General features: G+C 53.9%; 13 protein-coding genes, 6 tRNA genes, 3 rRNA genes and 1 pseudogene. 2 read left to right on the forward strand and 21 right to left on the reverse strand.

Going from position 1 to position 17896, the window contains the following annotated elements:
- Positions 1-198 precede the first annotated feature (198 nt).
- From rplL to tyrS, 20 genes and pseudogenes are all read right to left on the reverse strand, one after another.
- On the reverse strand, positions 199-564 hold the full coding sequence (rplL, locus tag PSH57_RS25960) for a 50S ribosomal protein L7/L12 (RefSeq protein ID WP_212797811.1): 366 nt from the start codon (positions 562-564) through the stop codon (positions 199-201).
- 78 nt (positions 565-642) lie between these two features.
- Positions 643-1143 (reverse strand): 50S ribosomal protein L10, encoded by a 501-nt coding sequence (rplJ, locus tag PSH57_RS25965; protein WP_256233420.1) that lies wholly within the window; start codon positions 1141-1143, stop codon positions 643-645.
- Positions 1144-1341: 198 nt separating this feature from the next.
- Complete coding sequence (gene rplA / locus PSH57_RS25970) at positions 1342-2037, reverse strand: 50S ribosomal protein L1 (RefSeq protein ID WP_003186095.1); 696 nt, start codon at positions 2035-2037, stop codon at positions 1342-1344.
- Positions 2037-2468, reverse strand: a complete 432-nt coding sequence (rplK, locus tag PSH57_RS25975) for a 50S ribosomal protein L11 (RefSeq protein ID WP_003176435.1) — start codon at positions 2466-2468, stop codon at positions 2037-2039. The genes rplA and rplK overlap by 1 nt, the downstream gene beginning before the upstream one ends.
- A gap of 117 nt (positions 2469-2585) precedes the next feature.
- Positions 2586-3119: a transcription termination/antitermination protein NusG gene (gene nusG / locus PSH57_RS25980; RefSeq protein ID WP_003186097.1), complete on the reverse strand. Its 534-nt coding sequence runs from the start codon at positions 3117-3119 to the stop codon at positions 2586-2588.
- 9 nt (positions 3120-3128) lie between these two features.
- Positions 3129-3497 (reverse strand): preprotein translocase subunit SecE, encoded by a 369-nt coding sequence (secE, locus tag PSH57_RS25985; protein WP_003186101.1) that lies wholly within the window; start codon positions 3495-3497, stop codon positions 3129-3131.
- A gap of 45 nt (positions 3498-3542) precedes the next feature.
- A tRNA-Trp gene (locus PSH57_RS25990) sits at positions 3543-3618 on the reverse strand.
- 53 nt (positions 3619-3671) lie between these two features.
- Positions 3672-4866 (reverse strand): annotated as a pseudogene (tuf, locus tag PSH57_RS25995) (elongation factor Tu).
- An 84-nt stretch (positions 4867-4950) separates the two neighbouring features.
- Positions 4951-5026 (reverse strand) — tRNA-Thr (locus tag PSH57_RS26000).
- Positions 5027-5052: 26 nt separating this feature from the next.
- Positions 5053-5126 (reverse strand) — tRNA-Gly (locus tag PSH57_RS26005).
- 26 nt (positions 5127-5152) lie between these two features.
- Positions 5153-5237: transfer RNA gene (locus tag PSH57_RS26010), tRNA-Tyr, on the reverse strand.
- Positions 5238-5380: 143 nt separating this feature from the next.
- On the reverse strand, positions 5381-5833 hold the full coding sequence (locus PSH57_RS26015; protein WP_305386183.1) for a hypothetical protein: 453 nt from the start codon (positions 5831-5833) through the stop codon (positions 5381-5383).
- Positions 5834-5840: 7 nt separating this feature from the next.
- On the reverse strand, positions 5841-6590 hold the full coding sequence (locus tag PSH57_RS26020) for a pantothenate kinase (protein ID WP_305386185.1): 750 nt from the start codon (positions 6588-6590) through the stop codon (positions 5841-5843).
- On the reverse strand, positions 6580-7536 hold the full coding sequence (birA, locus tag PSH57_RS26025) for a bifunctional biotin--[acetyl-CoA-carboxylase] ligase/biotin operon repressor BirA (RefSeq protein WP_305386187.1): 957 nt from the start codon (positions 7534-7536) through the stop codon (positions 6580-6582). Before birA ends, PSH57_RS26020 begins: the two co-directional genes overlap by 11 nt.
- A 132-nt stretch (positions 7537-7668) precedes the next feature.
- Positions 7669-7784 (reverse strand): 5S ribosomal RNA (gene rrf / locus PSH57_RS26030).
- Between the two features lie 160 nt (positions 7785-7944).
- Positions 7945-10835, reverse strand: a 23S ribosomal RNA gene (locus PSH57_RS26035).
- A 241-nt stretch (positions 10836-11076) separates the two neighbouring features.
- Positions 11077-11152: transfer RNA gene (locus tag PSH57_RS26040), tRNA-Ala, on the reverse strand.
- 30 nt (positions 11153-11182) lie between these two features.
- A tRNA-Ile gene (locus tag PSH57_RS26045) sits at positions 11183-11259 on the reverse strand.
- Positions 11260-11419: 160 nt separating this feature from the next.
- A 16S ribosomal RNA gene (locus PSH57_RS26050) occupies positions 11420-12954 on the reverse strand.
- Together the 16S, 23S and 5S rRNA genes with 2 tRNA genes alongside form the textbook arrangement of a ribosomal RNA operon.
- Before the next feature lie 561 nt (positions 12955-13515).
- Positions 13516-14715: a tyrosine--tRNA ligase gene (gene tyrS / locus PSH57_RS26055; RefSeq protein WP_305390480.1), complete on the reverse strand. Its 1200-nt coding sequence runs from the start codon at positions 14713-14715 to the stop codon at positions 13516-13518.
- A gap of 210 nt (positions 14716-14925) precedes the next feature.
- Between tyrS and PSH57_RS26060 the strand changes: the two genes are divergently transcribed.
- Positions 14926-16338, forward strand: coding sequence for a peptidoglycan DD-metalloendopeptidase family protein (locus PSH57_RS26060; RefSeq protein ID WP_305390482.1), 1413 nt, complete (start codon positions 14926-14928; stop codon positions 16336-16338).
- Between the two features lie 3 nt (positions 16339-16341).
- Positions 16342-17433, forward strand: coding sequence for an anhydro-N-acetylmuramic acid kinase (locus PSH57_RS26065; protein WP_305386188.1), 1092 nt, complete (start codon positions 16342-16344; stop codon positions 17431-17433).
- 66 nt (positions 17434-17499) lie between these two features.
- On the opposite strand, the gene erpA is transcribed toward PSH57_RS26065, so the two are convergent.
- Positions 17500-17850 carry an iron-sulfur cluster insertion protein ErpA gene (gene erpA / locus PSH57_RS26070; protein WP_123343855.1) on the reverse strand — a complete coding sequence of 117 codons (351 nt, stop codon included), beginning with the start codon at positions 17848-17850 and terminating at the stop codon, positions 17500-17502.
- Positions 17851-17896 lie beyond the last annotated feature (46 nt).

Here is a 17896-nt window from a genome sequence, read left to right on the forward strand (position 1 = left end):
CTGCTTGTTTGGCCCCTCCCGACGGGAGCAGCCAGAAAATCGTGCAAACCCCATGGTTTGCGCCACCACATCGGATGGTTACAGCGCGCTATCAGCACCGACCCAGTCGGCTGCCAGTAACGGAAAAAGGCCGGTGGCAAGAGCCACCAGCCATCAGCCTGTCGCTTAACGCTCGGGCTGGAGACGCAAAGTCGATGCTTACTTCAGCTCGACTTTAGCGCCTGCTTCTTCCAGAGTTGCTTTGGCTTTGTCAGCTGCGTCTTTGGCAACAGCTTCCAGAACCATGGCAGGGGCGCCGTCAACTACAGCCTTGGCTTCTTTCAGGCCCAGACCGGTCAGCTCACGTACTGCCTTGATCACGTTAACTTTCTTCTCGCCAGCTTCGGTCAGCATGACGTTGAATTCGGTTTGCTCTTCAACAACGGCAGCAGCAGCAGCTGGACCAGCGGAAGCAGCGGCAGCGGAAACGCCGAATTTTTCTTCAAAAGCTTTGATCAGCTCAACAACCTGCAGAACCGACATTTCAGCTACGGCGTTGAGGATATCTTCTTGGGAGATAGACATTACTGTATTTCCTGAATTGGGGGACGGCCTACGCGGCCATCGAAATAAACAAAAAAGCGCGAGAGAAAATGCTCAGCCTCAGGCTGCAGCAGCTTCTTTTTGCTCGCGAACTGCAGCCAGAATACGAGCCAGCTTGCTGGTAGCGCCTTGAATCACGCTCATCAGCTGCGAAATGGCTTCGTCGCGGGTCGGCAGTGTTGCCAGTACATCGATCTGATTAGCTGCGAGGAACTTGCCCTCGAACGCAGCTGCCTTGATCTCGAACTTGTCCTGACCCTTGGCGAATTCCTTGAACAAACGGGCAGCAGCGCCTGGATGATCTTTGGAGAACGCGATCAGGGTCGGGCCAGTGAACACGTCGTTGAGAACACTGTATTCAGTGTCAGCAACAGCGCGCTTGAGCAGGGTGTTACGTACAACACGTACGTAAACGCCAGCTTCACGAGCCTCTTTACGGAGTCCGGTCATTGCGCCTACTGTTACGCCACGGGCATCAGCCACGACAGCGGACAGAGCGACTTTGGCAGCCTCGTTGACTTCAGCGACGATGGCCTTCTTGTCTTCGAGATTAATTGCCACGGGTTTAACTCCTGCTTGTTACCGTTTCATCCGATCGAAACCGAATGTCGTTTTGGTGTCTGATTCGGTAAGGAACCGGGAGCACCATCTGCGTAGGCTTGTGGTTTAAGACTTTCGTCGCCTACGGTCTTGGACAGCCCCCGCCAGGCAGGGACCCCAATTTTTCGATTGGCGCAATCGCTTGCGCCAATCTGAGTCTTACGCGTCGAGCGAGCTCTGATCGATGACCAGACCTGGGCCCATAGTGGTGCTCAGGGTAACGCGCTTGACGTAAATACCTTTCGAAGAAGCTGGCTTGATACGCTTCAGATCAGCGATCAGGGCTTCTACGTTTTCCTTCAGCTTGACGGCGTCGAAGCCAATCTTGCCAACGGAGGTGTGAATGATGCCGTTCTTGTCGGTGCGATAACGAACCTGACCAGCCTTGGCGTTTTTAACCGCGGTGGCTACGTCTGGCGTTACAGTGCCGACTTTAGGGTTAGGCATCAGACCACGTGGACCGAGGATCTGACCCAACTGACCCACAACGCGCATGGCATCCGGGGATGCGATAACTACGTCATAGTTCAGGTCGCCGCCTTTCATTTCAGCAGCCAGATCGTCCATGCCTACGCGATCAGCACCAGCAGCCAGAGCAGCTTCAGCTGCTGGGCCCTGGGTGAAAACAGCTACACGAACGGTCTTGCCAGTGCCGTGTGGCAGCACGGTAGCGCTACGTACGACCTGGTCGGATTTACGTGGGTCAACACCCAGGTTTACAGCAACGTCGAACGACTCGCTGAACTTGACAGTCGACAGCTCGGCCAGCAGAGCGGCGGCGTCTACAAAGTTGTAGGCCTTGCCTGCTTCGATTTTGCCGGCGATAGCCTTTTGACGCTTGGTCAGCTTAGCCATTACACACCCTCCACGTTAAGGCCCATGCTACGAGCAGAACCGGCGATAGTACGCACGGCTGCATCCATATCAGCTGCGGTCAGATCCGCGTTTTTGGTTTTCGCGATTTCTTCCAGCTGAGCACGGGTAACGGTGCCAACCTTAACGGTGTTTGGACGAGCGGAACCGCTGGTCAAACCTGCAGCCTTCTTCAGCAGAACCGAAGCAGGGGTGCTTTTTGTTTCGAAGGTGAAGCTACGGTCGCTGTAAACAGTGATGATCACTGGAGTCGGCAGACCTGGCTCAAGACCCTGAGTACGGGCGTTGAAAGCCTTGCAGAATTCCATGATGTTCACGCCATGCTGACCCAGGGCAGGACCAACAGGTGGGCTTGGGTTAGCCTGAGCGGCCTTCACTTGCAGCTTGATGTAAGCGGTAATTTTCTTGGCCATGAGGCACTCCAATTACGGGTTCTAGCGCCTCGAAAGGCTCCCCGGTTACTTGCGCGTTTATCCCAGTGACGACAAAACCCCACAGCCTAGGGCTGCGGGGTTGGGATGCCTGTTCAATCAGACCTTTTCGACCTGACTGAACTCTAGCTCTACCGGAGTAGAGCGACCGAAAATGAGCACTGCCACTTGGATCCGGCTCTTTTCGTAGTTAACTTCTTCAACCGTGCCATTGAAATCTGCGAATGGACCGTCAGTGACCCGAACAACTTCACCTGGTTCAAACAGCGTTTTCGGCTTCGGCTTATCGCTACCATCAGCGACACGACGCAGAATCGCTTCTGCCTCTTTATCTGTAATCGGTGCAGGTTTGTCGGCAGTACCGCCAATGAAGCCCATCACCCGAGGGGTATCCTTGACCAAGTGCCAAGTCCCTTCGTTCATATCCATCTGCACCAGCACGTAGCCTGGAAAGAACTTGCGTTCACTTTTGCGCTTCTGGCCATTACGCATCTCAACCACTTCTTCAGTGGGGACCAGAATCTCGCCAAAGCCATCTTCCATGCCAGCCAGCTTTACGCGCTCTACCAGCGAGCGCATGACATGCTTCTCGTAACCCGAGTAAGCATGCACAACGTACCAACGCTTAGCCACGGGACACCCTTAGCCAACAATCAAGGAAACAAGCCAGCCGAGCAGGGAATCAAGCCCCCACAACAGCAACGCCATTACCAGAACAACAGCCACAACGATCAACGTGGTCTGCGTGGTTTCTTGGCGAGTCGGCCATACGACTTTACGAATCTCGGTGCGAGCTTCCTTAGCGAGTACAAAGAAAGACTTGCCCTTAGCCGTTTGCAGCCCTACAAAGGCAGCAACAGCGGCGATAGCAAGCAATGCAAGTACACGGTACAGGATCGGCGAAGCAGAGTAATACTGATTGCCAACAACGCCAACAACCACCAAAGCGACAACCACTAGCCACTTGAGCAGATCGAAGCGAGAGCCTTGAGCTTCAGCTTTAGGAGTCATCTATGAAGATCCTGTGAAAAGAAAGCCAGACACACCAAGTGAATCTGGCAGGTCAGGAGGGAATCGAACCCCCAACCTACGGTTTTGGAGACCGTCGCTCTGCCAATTGAGCTACTGACCTAAAACAAAATCAGGCCGACCATTATGCCGGCCCGAAAAAGACATTACAACTACTTACTCGATGACTTTAGCCACGACGCCGGCGCCGACGGTACGACCGCCTTCACGGATAGCGAAACGCAGACCGTCTTCCATCGCAATGGTCTTGATCAGAGTGACAGTCATCTGGATGTTGTCACCTGGCATTACCATTTCAACGCCTTCTGGCAGCTCGCAGTTACCGGTCACGTCAGTTGTACGGAAGTAGAACTGTGGACGGTAGCCTTTGAAGAACGGAGTATGACGGCCGCCTTCTTCCTTGCTCAGAACGTAAACTTCTGCGGTGAACTTGGTGTGCGGCTTGACGGTACCTGGCTTGACCAGAACCTGGCCACGCTCAACGTCGTCACGCTTGGTGCCACGCAGCAGTACGCCGCAGTTCTCGCCAGCACGACCTTCGTCGAGCAACTTGCGGAACATTTCAACGCCGGTGCAGGTAGTTTTCTGAGTATCGCGCAGACCAACGATCTCAACTTCTTCCTGAATGCGGACGATGCCACGCTCAACACGACCAGTCACAACAGTACCGCGACCGGAGATCGAGAAGACGTCTTCGATTGGCATCAGGAACGGCTTGTCGATAGCACGCTCTGGCTCTGGGATGTAGCTGTCCAGAGTTTCTACCAGACGCTTGACAGCGGTGGTACCCATTTCGTTGTCGTCTTGGCCGTTCAGAGCCATCAGAGCCGAACCGATGATGATTGGAGTGTCATCACCTGGGAAATCGTAAGTGCTCAGCAGATCGCGCACTTCCATCTCAACCAGTTCCAGCAGCTCAGCGTCGTCAACCATGTCAGCCTTGTTCAGGAAGACAACGATGTACGGAACGCCTACCTGACGGGACAGCAGGATGTGCTCACGGGTTTGTGGCATCGGACCATCAGCGGCCGAGCAAACCAGGATCGCGCCATCCATCTGGGCAGCACCGGTGATCATGTTTTTTTACGTAGTCGGCGTGACCTGGGCAGTCAACGTGTGCGTAGTGACGCACGGCCGAATCGTATTCAACGTGAGCGGTGTTGATGGTGATACCGCGAGCTTTTTCTTCCGGGGCGCTGTCGATCTTGTCGAAGTCAACCTTGGCCGAACCGAAGACTTCGGAGCAGACACGGGTCAGAGCAGCGGTCAGCGTGGTTTTACCGTGGTCGACGTGACCGATGGTACCAACGTTGACGTGCGGCTTATTACGTTCGAACTTTTCCTTAGCCATCGAAATCACCCCTAGGAGAAGAATTGAGCAAGTCACACAAACCATTAAAACAAAGGCAGATATTTTCATATCTGCCTTGTTATATGGAGCTCTTGAGCGGATTTGAACCGCTGACCTCACCCTTACCAAGGGTGTGCTCTACCAACTGAGCTACAAGAGCAAAACACTTTGCACAACCTGCAAACTTGGAGCGGGTAGCGGGAATCGAACCCGCATCATCAGCTTGGAAGGCTGAGGTTCTACCACTAAACTATACCCCCGCGGAGCTTGCAGCTCACGCTAAAAATGGTGGAGGGGGAAGGATTCGAACCTTCGAAGTCGTAGACGTCAGATTTACAGTCTGATCCCTTTGGCCGCTCGGGAACCCCTCCTAAGCGAGCCGGCATTCTATATCATGCCAGCCTTCTGTCAAGCATTTTTCTCATTAAAAACCTGAGGTTAGCTGCGTTGACCTTACTTTGTAGCGCTAGCCGATGAAGGCCTTCGCTGCGAAGCGGGCGCCATTCTATGCAAACTACTCTGCGGGTGCAACCCCCTCACAGGGCATTATTTTATGTTTTAACTCATTGAATTCTCTAGAAAGGTTTTGAAGCAGCATTTCATTCACCTTCCCCACGCTATCTGGCGAAACCAGAACCCAAAATCCTCCACCCTCAGGCAAATTCGGGGAGCTTAACGTAGCGGAACGGGCCACGACCCCTAAAGCAGCAAGTCGCTGCTCCAACTGCCGCGCCATTTCCGAGCGCACAAAACCACCCAGATAAACACACGCTCGTTGAGCCCCAGATCTGCCCGAATCCCGCCTTACAAGCGCATCCGCTGTTTCGCTCAAAAGTTGAATATCCTGCTGCGAGCCACGATACAAACTCAACGGAGTCACATCTTTTGCGCGAAGCGGAGCCTCCTGCTGATGCCAGACGTAATAGAAGACATTCAAAACCAGCAACAAGAGAAACAGCCACCGCATAGATACCTCAAGACAAAGGACAGGCCATCGCCAAACCAACAAACACCAGATCAGGCACGACCCTGGCATCAGGGACAACACCGGAAACCAGGTTGGCATCCCCCCCTGTTAGAAACACCACGAAGTCGCCTCCCCAATATTCCGTCGCCAACTCAAGCTGAGTCAGAACAAACCCCCTGAGCATCAGCATGCATCCACGCTCGACCGCCTCGACAGTCGAGCGACCAGGAGCGAGGCTTTCATGGGCTCGCTCAGCCGCCATATCGTCATAACGAATTCTTCGGGTATGGGTACGCAACTGATTACGCATCAAAGGCATGCCAGGACAAATAAACCCGCCCAGATGTTCGCCGTCTGCAGCGACGAAATCCGCCGTAATGGCCGTACCAAAATCGAGCACCAGACAGGCTCCCGCAGCAAGATGGAAACCGCCAAGCAGAGCCAACCATCGATCGAGCCCTAAACGCTCGTAATCGTCATAACCATTCCTGACACCCGCCATCTCCCGAACGGGTACAGCGCGTGATACGGACACTCCAAATGCGTCAACCAACGAAGTAATTAACGAGTCAGTCTCTTCCGGCGTCCTCACGCTAACGAGACGGCATTTCTTGAGCTGGAATTTATCGGCATTATTCAGGCTCGCCAGCAGGTCGTTGTCGGAACCGACCACCCCCCCCTCGAGCGGCGTTACGCCATCGGGATGAAGGACACGCCACTTGATAAAACTATTGCCGCAATCGAGCTCAAGAATCATCACGCAACCTCAAACTGAGCTCACCACCGCTAAAGATTTTTTCCACGCCATCTACCCTTAAACGCAGCGCCCCCTGACGATCAATACCCATCACGACGCCGTCAATTTGGTTGATACCAGCAATCAGCGAAACAGCCCGCCCTTGCCATAGATGGTATCGCTCCCACTCCTCTTGGATCGCGGAAAAACCCGACACCTGGTGGAGCCTCAGATAATGCTGAAACTTCGCCACCAACCGTCCAACCAGCTCATTACGATCAAAATCCTTGGCTGCCTCAAGACACATGGATGTCCATTGCTGATCTACCTCATCGGTCGACCGCATATTCACGTTGATTCCTACACCCAGGACAACGTGACAAACGTCCGCCGGATCCCCTACCAATTCAAGTAAAATGCCAGCTATTTTTTTCTCACCAACCAAGACATCGTTGGGCCACTTCAATCCCGCCCCGGTAATTCCCATATCACGCAAGACGTGCATGACAGCAAGTCCGACGACCAGACTGAGCCCTTCGATCTGGCGCATGCCACCGTCAATGCGCAGCACTAGGCTGTGATAAAGATTGTCGGCAAAGGGGCTAACCCACTTGCGGCCGCGACGACCACGACCTGCGGTCTGCCTCTCAGCCAAAACCAGGAATGGTGCCTGCGCCCCGCCACTTATGGAACGCAGCGCTTCGGCGTTGGTGGAGTCAATGGAATCAAATATGTGAATAGGCCACTCACAAGGTCCTTTCGCACCAATCCCAGCTGCATCCAAAAGCACCAGCGGCTTAGCCAACCGATATCCTTTGCCTCGAACCTTATGAACTGATAACCCTAACTCCGCCTCCAGGTGCTGCAACTGCTTCCATACGGCACTCCGACTGATACCCAGCGCAGTACCCAGCGCCTGACCCGAGTGGAAGCGGCCATCTTTCAGAAGTTTAAGCAACGTGAGCATGCAAACTGCACCTGATAATGAGGCCCGCATGATAGCGATGCGCAAGACTGTTGCATAGAAACACAAAAGGTCTTTCCCGCGGGCAAAACAAAACCCCTACCTGCATCAGCAGATAGGGGTTTCGGAATTTAATCTTGACGATGACCTACTCTCACATGGGGAAACCCCACACTACCATCGGCGATGCATCGTTTCACTGCTGAGTTCGGGATGGGATCAGGTGGTTCCAATGCTCTATGGTCGTCAAGAAATTCGGTAGCCGGTGCGTGCCTTGCGGTCACGTGCCAGCGAATGGGTATGCGATAGATTTGTGTGTTGTGCGAACTTTCGGTTCATAGCGTCTTCACACACCGCAATCTGGTGTCTTTCGCCTTTTGGCTTGGAGGATACAAATTGCTTGGGTGTTATATGGTCAAGCCTCACGGGCAATTAGTATGGGTTAGCTCAACGCCTCACAGCGCTTACACACCCCACCTATCAACGTCGTAGTCTTCGACGGCCCTTCAGGGGACTCAAGGTCCCAGTGAGATCTCATCTTGAGGCAAGTTTCCCGCTTAGATGCTTTCAGCGGTTATCTTTTCCGAACATAGCTACCCGGCAATGCCACTGGCGTGACAACCGGAACACCAGAGGTTCGTCCACTCCGGTCCTCTCGTACTAGGAGCAGCCCCTCTCAAATCTCAAACGTCCACGGCAGATAGGGACCGAACTGTCTCACGACGTTCTAAACCCAGCTCGCGTACCACTTTAAATGGCGAACAGCCATACCCTTGGGACCGGCTTCAGCCCCAGGATGTGATGAGCCGACATCGAGGTGCCAAACACCGCCGTCGATATGAACTCTTGGGCGGTATCAGCCTGTTATCCCCGGAGTACCTTTTATCCGTTGAGCGATGGCCCTTCCATACAGAACCACCGGATCACTAAGACCTACTTTCGTACCTGCTCGACGTGTCTGTCTCGCAGTCAAGCGCGCTTTTGCCTTTATACTCTACGACCGATTTCCGACCGGTCTGAGCGCACCTTCGTACTCCTCCGTTACTCTTTAGGAGGAGACCGCCCCAGTCAAACTACCCACCATACACTGTCCTCGATCCGGATAACGGACCTGAGTTAGAACCTCAAAGTTGCCAGGGTGGTATTTCAAGGTTGGCTCCACGCGAACTGGCGTCCACGCTTCAAAGCCTCCCACCTATCCTACACAAGCAAATTCAAAGTCCAGTGCAAAGCTATAGTAAAGGTTCACGGGGTCTTTCCGTCTAGCCGCGGATACACTGCATCTTCACAGCGATTTCAATTTCACTGAGTCTCGGGTGGAGACAGCGCCGCCATCGTTACGCCATTCGTGCAGGTCGGAACTTACCCGACAAGGAATTTCGCTACCTTAGGACCGTTATAGTTACGGCCGCCGTTTACCGGGGCTTCGATCAAGAGCTTCGCGTTAGCTAACCCCATCAATTAACCTTCCGGCACCGGGCAGGCGTCACACCCTATACGTCCACTTTCGTGTTTGCAGAGTGCTGTGTTTTTAATAAACAGTCGCAGCGGCCTGGTATCTTCGACCGGCGTGGGCTTACGCAGCAAGTGCTTCACCCTCACCGGCGCACCTTCTCCCGAAGTTACGGTGCCATTTTGCCTAGTTCCTTCACCCGAGTTCTCTCAAGCGCCTTGGTATTCTCTACCCAACCACCTGTGTCGGTTTGGGGTACGGTTCCTGGTTACCTGAAGCTTAGAAGCTTTTCTTGGAAGCATGGCATCAACCACTTCGTCACCCAAAGGGTAACTCGTCATCAGCTCTCGGCCTTAGAATCCCGGATTTACCTAAGATTCCAGCCTACCACCTTAAACTTGGACAACCAACGCCAAGCTGGCCTAGCCTTCTCCGTCCCTCCATCGCAATAACCAGAAGTACAGGAATATTAACCTGTTTTCCATCGACTACGCTTTTCAGCCTCGCCTTAGGGACCGACTAACCCTGCGTCGATTAACGTTGCGCAGGAAACCTTGGTCTTTCGGCGTGGGTGTTTTTCACACCCATTGTCGTTACTCATGTCAGCATTCGCACTTCTGATACCTCCAGCAAGCTTCTCAACTCACCTTCACAGGCTTACAGAACGCTCCTCTACCGCATCACCTAAGTGATACCCGTAGCTTCGGTGTATGGTTTGAGCCCCGTTACATCTTCCGCGCAGGCCGACTCGACTAGTGAGCTATTACGCTTTCTTTAAAGGGTGGCTGCTTCTAAGCCAACCTCCTAGCTGTCTAAGCCTTCCCACATCGTTTCCCACTTAACCATAACTTTGGGACCTTAGCTGACGGTCTGGGTTGTTTCCCTTTTCACGACGGACGTTAGCACCCGCCGTGTGTCTCCCATGCTCGGCACTTGTAGGTATTCGGAGTTTGCATCGGTTTGGTAAGTCGGGATGACCCCCTAGCCGAAACAGTGCTCTACCCCCTACAGTGATACATGAGGCGCTACCTAAATAGCTTTCGAGGAGAACCAGCTATCTCCGAGCTTGATTAGCCTTTCACTCCGATCCACAGGTCATCCGCTAACTTTTCAACGGTAGTCGGTTCGGTCCTCCAGTTAGTGTACCCAACCTTCAACCTGCCCATGGATAGATCGCCCGGTTTCGGGTCTATTCCCAGCGACTAGACGCCCTATTAAGACTCGCTTTCGCTACGCCTCCCCTATTCGGTTAAGCTCGCCACTGAAAATAAGTCGCTGACCCATTATACAAAAGGTACGCAGTCACCCAACAAAGTGGGCTCCCACTGCTTGTACGCATACGGTTTCAGGATCTATTTCACTCCCCTCTCCGGGGTTCTTTTCGCCTTTCCCTCACGGTACTAGTTCACTATCGGTCAGTCAGTAGTATTTAGCCTTGGAGGATGGTCCCCCCATATTCAGACAAAGTTTCTCGTGCTCCGTCCTACTCGATTTCATGACTAAGAGATTTTCGCGTACAGGGCTATCACCCACTATGGCCGCCCTTTCCAGAGCGTTCCGCTAATCTCAAAGCCACTTAAGGGCTAGTCCCCGTTCGCTCGCCACTACTAAGGGAATCTCGGTTGATTTCTTTTCCTCAGGGTACTTAGATGTTTCAGTTCCCCTGGTTCGCCTCTTGCACCTATGTATTCAGTACAAGATAACCATCTTATGATGGCTGGGTTCCCCCATTCAGACATCTCCGGATCACAGTCTGTTTGCCGACTCCCCGAAGCTTTTCGCAGGCTACCACGTCTTTCATCGCCTCTGACTGCCAAGGCATCCACCGTATGCGCTTCTTCACTTGACCATATAACCCCAAGCAATCTGGTTATACTGTGAAGACGACATTCGCCGAAAATTCGCATGCTCAAAGAGCACTCACAAATTTTACCTTAGCCTGATCCGTTACCAGTGAAAGTAACGTCCAGTCTATCTTTCTATCACATACCCAAATTTTTAAAGAACGAACTAGTCAAAGACTAGAAATCAACATTCACCATCGAACCGATGGAATGCTCATTTCTAAGCTTTATACAATCGAAGCAGTATGGTGGAGCCAAGCGGGATCGAACCGCTGACCTCCTGCGTGCAAGGCAGGCGCTCTCCCAGCTGAGCTATGGCCCCGTATTTCTACAGGCTTTTCCCACACAAAATTGGTGGGTCTGGGCAGATTCGAACTGCCGACCTCACCCTTATCAGGGGTGCGCTCTAACCAACTGAGCTACAGACCCAATTTCGAGCTAATAAGGCCGACCTCACCCTGCTCTTTACCACAGAGCATGGGGTGCGCTCTAACCAACCAAGCCACAACCCTTTTGGCTGCTTCTTTCGTCTTCTTCAATGAATCAAGCAATTCGTGTGGGAGCTCATGAAGCAGCTGCGGTCGTCGATTAAGGAGGTGATCCAGCCGCAGGTTCCCCTACGGCTACCTTGTTACGACTTCACCCCAGTCATGAATCACACCGTGGTAACCGTCCTCCCGAAGGTTAGACTAGCTACTTCTGGTGCAACCCACTCCCATGGTGTGACGGGCGGTGTGTACAAGGCCCGGGAACGTATTCACCGCGACATTCTGATTCGCGATTACTAGCGATTCCGACTTCACGCAGTCGAGTTGCAGACTGCGATCCGGACTACGATCGGTTTTGTGGGATTAGCTCCACCTCGCGGCTTGGCAACCCTCTGTACCGACCATTGTAGCACGTGTGTAGCCCAGGCCGTAAGGGCCATGATGACTTGACGTCATCCCCACCTTCCTCCGGTTTGTCACCGGCAGTCTCCTTAGAGTGCCCACCATAACGTGCTGGTAACTAAGGACAAGGGTTGCGCTCGTTACGGGACTTAACCCAACATCTCACGACACGAGCTGACGACAGCCATGCAGCACCTGTCTCAATGTTCCCGAAGGCACCCTCCATCTCTGGAAGTTCATTGGATGTCAAGGCCTGGTAAGGTTCTTCGCGTTGCTTCGAATTAAACCACATGCTCCACCGCTTGTGCGGGCCCCCGTCAATTCATTTGAGTTTTAACCTTGCGGCCGTACTCCCCAGGCGGTCAACTTAATGCGTTAGCTGCGCCACTAAGAGCTCAAGGCTCCCAACGGCTAGTTGACATCGTTTACGGCGTGGACTACCAGGGTATCTAATCCTGTTTGCTCCCCACGCTTTCGCACCTCAGTGTCAGTATCAGTCCAGGTGGTCGCCTTCGCCACTGGTGTTCCTTCCTATATCTACGCATTTCACCGCTACACAGGAAATTCCACCACCCTCTACCATACTCTAGCTCGACAGTTTTGAATGCAGTTCCCAGGTTGAGCCCGGGGATTTCACATCCAACTTAACGAACCACCTACGCGCGCTTTACGCCCAGTAATTCCGATTAACGCTTGCACCCTCTGTATTACCGCGGCTGCTGGCACAGAGTTAGCCGGTGCTTATTCTGTCGGTAACGTCAAAACACTAACGTATTAGGTTAATGCCCTTCCTCCCAACTTAAAGTGCTTTACAATCCGAAGACCTTCTTCACACACGCGGCATGGCTGGATCAGGCTTTCGCCCATTGTCCAATATTCCCCACTGCTGCCTCCCGTAGGAGTCTGGACCGTGTCTCAGTTCCAGTGTGACTGATCATCCTCTCAGACCAGTTACGGATCGTCGCCTTGGTGAGCCATTACCTCACCAACTAGCTAATCCGACCTAGGCTCATCTGATAGCGCAAGGCCCGAAGGTCCCCTGCTTTCTCCCGTAGGACGTATGCGGTATTAGCGTCCGTTTCCGAGCGTTATCCCCCACTACCAGGCAGATTCCTAGGCTTTACTCACCCGTCCGCCGCTCTCAAGAGGTGCAAGCACCTCTCTACCGCTCGACTTGCATGTGTTAGGCCTGCCGCCAGCGTTCAATCTGAGCCATGATCAAACTCTTCAGTTCAAACATCTTTGGGTTTTGAGAAAACCCTAAACTTGGCTCAGCAATCGTTGGTTACATCTTTGATTTCTCGCGGAGTAACTTGTGATGCTGATAATCTGTTGACTAGCAGTCTGACTCCACAAGCACCCACACGAATTGCTTGATTCAGTTGTTAAAGAGCGGTGGGTTGAGTCTTTCGTCTCAACCGAGGCGCGCATTCTACAGCGCCCGGTGTATCTGTCAAGCGGTTATTTTTGAAGTTTTCAAAGTTTTGCTTTCCAAAACTTCAGCAACTTCAACCACTTGCGCTTCCGATCTCTCGTTAGCGGGAGGCGAATTCTACAGCGTTACTCGCTGCTGTCAACACCTCTTTTTGACCGCTTTCGATCGAGAAGACCGAATCGTTAACGAAGCCATGCAAGCCGCCCCACTAACTGCTTCCCAGGCTTCGATGACCTGAAGCCCTGCGTTGCCGAAAATCGCTTAACTCATTGAAACTCAAGGAGTTTTCAGTTTCGACTGCGCCGGAAGTGGGGCGAATTATAGACGTCCAGGATTTGCCGTCAAGAACTAATTTAAGCTTTATTCGGATTTCAACACGATACGCGCAAAAGCCTTCTTGCCGGCCTGGCAGACATGGGTAGCACCCAGCTTATATATATAGGTGCGATCCACAACCTCACCATCTATGCGCACCCCTCCCGAACCAAGAAGGTCTCGCGCCGCCGCCGCATTCTTGACCAGGCCCGCTTTATTAAGAACAGCCGCAATCGGCATATCCTCGGCCGCGGTCAATTCGATCTCAGGCAGGTCATCCGGCAATTCGCCATCCTTCATGCGGTTGCCCGCCGCACGATGAGCATTGGCCGCAGCCTCTTCACCATGGAAACGAGCGACGATCTCCTCAGCCAGCTTGATCTTGATGTCCCGAGGATTTGCGCCAGCCTCAACATCCGCACGGAATGCATTGATCTCATCCATGGAACGGAAGCTGAGCAACTCGAAGTAACGCCACATAAGCGCATCAGGAATGGAAACCAGCTTACCGTACATAACGCCTGGCGCTTCCTGGATACCCACATAGTTGCCCAACGACTTGGACATCTTCTTCACACCATCCAACCCTTCCAGCAATGGCATGGTCAGAATGCACTGGGCTTCCTGGCCATAGCCACGCTGAAGCTCACGCCCCATCAGCAGGTTGAACTTCTGATCCGTACCGCCGAGCTCGACGTCGGCACGCAATGCGACCGAGTCATAGCCCTGCACAAGCGGGTAGAGGAATTCATGAATGGCGATCGGCTGGCTGGTTTTATAGCGCTTGTCAAAGTCATCGCGCTCCAGCATACGAGCCACGGTGTACTGGGAAGTCAGGCGAATGAAGTCCGCCGGCCCCATCTGATCCATCCAGGTAGAGTTGAAAGCGACTTCGGTCTTGGCCGGATCAAGAATCTTGAAGACCTGAGTCTTGTAGGTCTCTGCGTTATCGAGAACCTGCTCGCGAGTCAGCGGTGGACGCGTTGCACTCTTGCCGCTCGGATCACCGATCATCCCGGTGAAGTCACCTATAAGGAAGATGACCTGATGCCCCAGGTCCTGGAACTGACGCAGCTTATTAATAAGCACGGTATGCCCCAGGTGCAGATCGGGGGCCGTCGGGTCGAAACCAGCCTTGATGCGCAGCGGCTGGCCGCGCTTGAGCTTTTCAATCAGCTCGGACTCGACCAACAGTTCTTCCGCACCACGTTTGATCAGCGCTAGCTGCTCTTCAACCGACTTCATAACAGACCCGCAAGGCTCAGATTCAAAGGGACCCAACCATACAAGATCGCGCACCAAATACAAGGTTTGCGGGGCGCGCAGACACCAATCCACGACCAGAGCGTCCGCGGGCTTGCTTCGCAGGTGATTTGGTTATATTTTATACAGTTATTTCATCTTCATCATGTCATTCATCTTTTCCAATTCACCTTTTCAAAAGTCAAATTACCTATGACCACAAAACCATCCAAGGCGCCGCCGCTTTACCCCAAGACCCACCTGCTCGCCGCAAGTGGCATCGCCGCCCTTCTTAGCCTGGCGCTCTTGGTATTCCCTTCCAGCGATGTTGAAGCCAAAAAGACGACCCTGAGTCTCGAACTGGAAAGTCCCTCTGAACAACTGACACAAGATCAAGACGCTGCCGAAGCCGTTCAAGCCACAAACGAGGCGACTGCTTCCCCCTTCGCGCAGATCGAAAACAACGCTGAAGACACTGCCGCGTCCGCCCAAGCGGAACCCGCAGCAGAAGAAAAGAAAGACCCGGGCCACCATGAGGTGATTGTTGCCAAAGGCGACACGCTCTCCACCCTCTTCGAAAAGGTTGGTCTGCCGTCGACGCTGGTCCACGAAATCCTGGCCAACGACAAGAAAGCCAAACAGTTCGCTCGACTACAGAGGGGTCAGAAACTCGAGTTCGAACTCAGTCCTGACGGACAACTGACCAGTCTGCACACCAAGCTGAGTGATCTGGAAAGCATCACCCTGACCAAAAACGACAAGGGTTATGCGTTCAACCGCGTCATCACCAAACCAACCGTGCGCTCAGCCTATGCTCATGGCGTCATTAACAGCTCACTGTCGCAATCGGCCGCACGCGCTGGCCTTTCCCACAGCCTGACGATGGACATGGCCAGCGTATTTGGCTACGACATCGACTTCGCTCAGGATATTCGCCAGGGCGATGAGTTCGATGTCATTTATGAACAGAAAATGGTCAACGGAAAAAGCGTCGGCAACGGGCCTATTCTTTCCGCCCGTTTCACCAATCGCGGCAAGACCTACACGGCGGTGCGCTACACCAACAAACAAGGCAACAGCAGCTATTACACTGCCGACGGCAACAGCATGCGTAAGGCATTCATCCGTACGCCGGTTGATTTCGCCCGCATCAGTTCAAGATTCTCCGTAGGCCGCAAACATCCAATCCTGAACAAGATCCGCGCCCATAAGGGCGTCGACTACGCAGCTCCCCGCGGCACGCCAATCAAGGCCGCCGGAGACGGCAAAGTCCTGCTGGCCGGACGTCGGGGTGGCTATGGCAACACCGTGATCATCCAGCACGGCAACACTTACCGTACGCTCTATGGCCATATGCAGGGCTTCGCCAAAGGCGTGAAGACCGGCGGCAGCGTCAAGCAAGGCCAGGTGATTGGCTATATTGGCACTACCGGCTTGTCCACCGGGCCACATTTGCATTATGAATTCCAGGTCAACGGCGTTCACGTTGATCCACTTGGCCAAAAGCTCCCCATGGCCGATCCGATCGCCAAGTCCGAGCGCTCCCGCTTCCTGGCTCAGAGCCAGCCCTTGATGGCTCGCATGGACCAGGAAAAAGCCACCATGCTTGCCTCGAGCAAGCGCTAAGCAATGGCACGCTTTATCGGCGTGATGTCTGGCACCAGTCTGGATGGACTGGATATAGCGCTGATCGAACTGACTCCGGCGATCAAATTGATCGCCACGCACTACATCCCCATGCCCGCCTCCCTGCGCGCCGACATACTTGAGTTGTGCAGCAGCGGGCCTGATGAGATAGCTCGCTCAGCCATTGCCCAACAACACTGGGTAAGGCTGGCTGCGCAGGGCATCCACACGCTGCTCGACGAACAGAAGCTCAAACCTGGAGACATCCGGGCGATCGGTAGCCATGGTCAGACCATACGGCACGAGCCCGCACGGGGCTTTACCGTGCAGATCGGCAACCCCGCATTGTTGAGCGAGTTGACCGGCATTGCCGTCGTCAGCGATTTTCGCAGTCGCGATGTTGCTGCTGGCGGACAAGGCGCCCCGCTGGTTCCTGCGTTTCATGAAGCGCTGTTTGAAGAAGGGGCCGGCAATCGCGCCGTACTGAATATCGGCGGCTTCAGCAATCTCAGCCTGATAGAACCCGAAAAGCCCGTAGCCGGTTTCGATTGCGGCCCTGGCAACGTATTGCTGGACGCCTGGATACATCAGCAACGGGGCGAGCACTTTGATCGCGATGGCCTGTGGGCCGCCAGCGGAAAAATCGAACCGGCTTTGCTGACGGCCCTGCTTGGCGACCCGTTCTTTATCACTCAAGGCCCTAAAAGCACAGGTCGGGAAGTGTTCAACCTGTCCTGGCTGACCCAACATCTATCGCACCTACCGGCCTTCGCCCCTGAAGACGTGCAGGCAACGCTGCTCGAATTGACGGCCCTGACCATCGTCCAATCACTGCAAAATGCCCAAACCAACACTCAAGAGCTGCTGGTTTGCGGCGGCGGTGCACACAACCGCACACTCATGAAGCGACTGGCCGACTTACTGCCACACACCCAAGTCAGCAGCACGGCCGCTTACGGTGTAGACCCGGATTGGGTCGAAGCCATGGCCTTTGCCTGGCTGGCCCATTGCTGCATTGAAGGCATTTCAGCGAATCGCCCAAGTGTCACCGGCGCACGGGGCCTGCGCATACTCGGCGCAATCTATCCCGCCTGAATCCATTTCCCCCGGACAGCAAAACGCCGCAGCGCAGTAAGGCGCTGCGGCGTTCTTATTGAGCCGTCAGATCGAAAACGAAGAACCGCACCCACAGGTCGTGGTGGCGTTAGGGTTCTTGATGACAAAACGCGACCCTTCCAGTCCTTCCTGATAATCCACCTCAGCACCCGCCAGGTACTGAAAGCTCATCGGATCGACCACGAGGCTGACACCTTCGCGCTCGACGATGGTGTCGTCATCAGCCACTTCCTCATCGAAAGTGAAGCCGTATTGAAAACCCGAACAACCGCCGCCCGTCACAAAAACGCGCAGCTTCAAACGATCATTCCCCTCCTCATCGACCAGGCTCTTCACCTTGTGCGCGGCACCGTGGGTGAATTGCAAAGCCATGGGGGTGAAGGTTTCGACGCTCATGCTGAATATCTCCCGGCGCTTACGCCGCCATAATGCGTGATGACGC

Origin of the sequence: Pseudomonas hefeiensis (assembly GCF_030687835.1) — a bacterium.
GTDB classification, from domain to species: domain Bacteria; phylum Pseudomonadota; class Gammaproteobacteria; order Pseudomonadales; family Pseudomonadaceae; genus Aquipseudomonas; species Aquipseudomonas hefeiensis.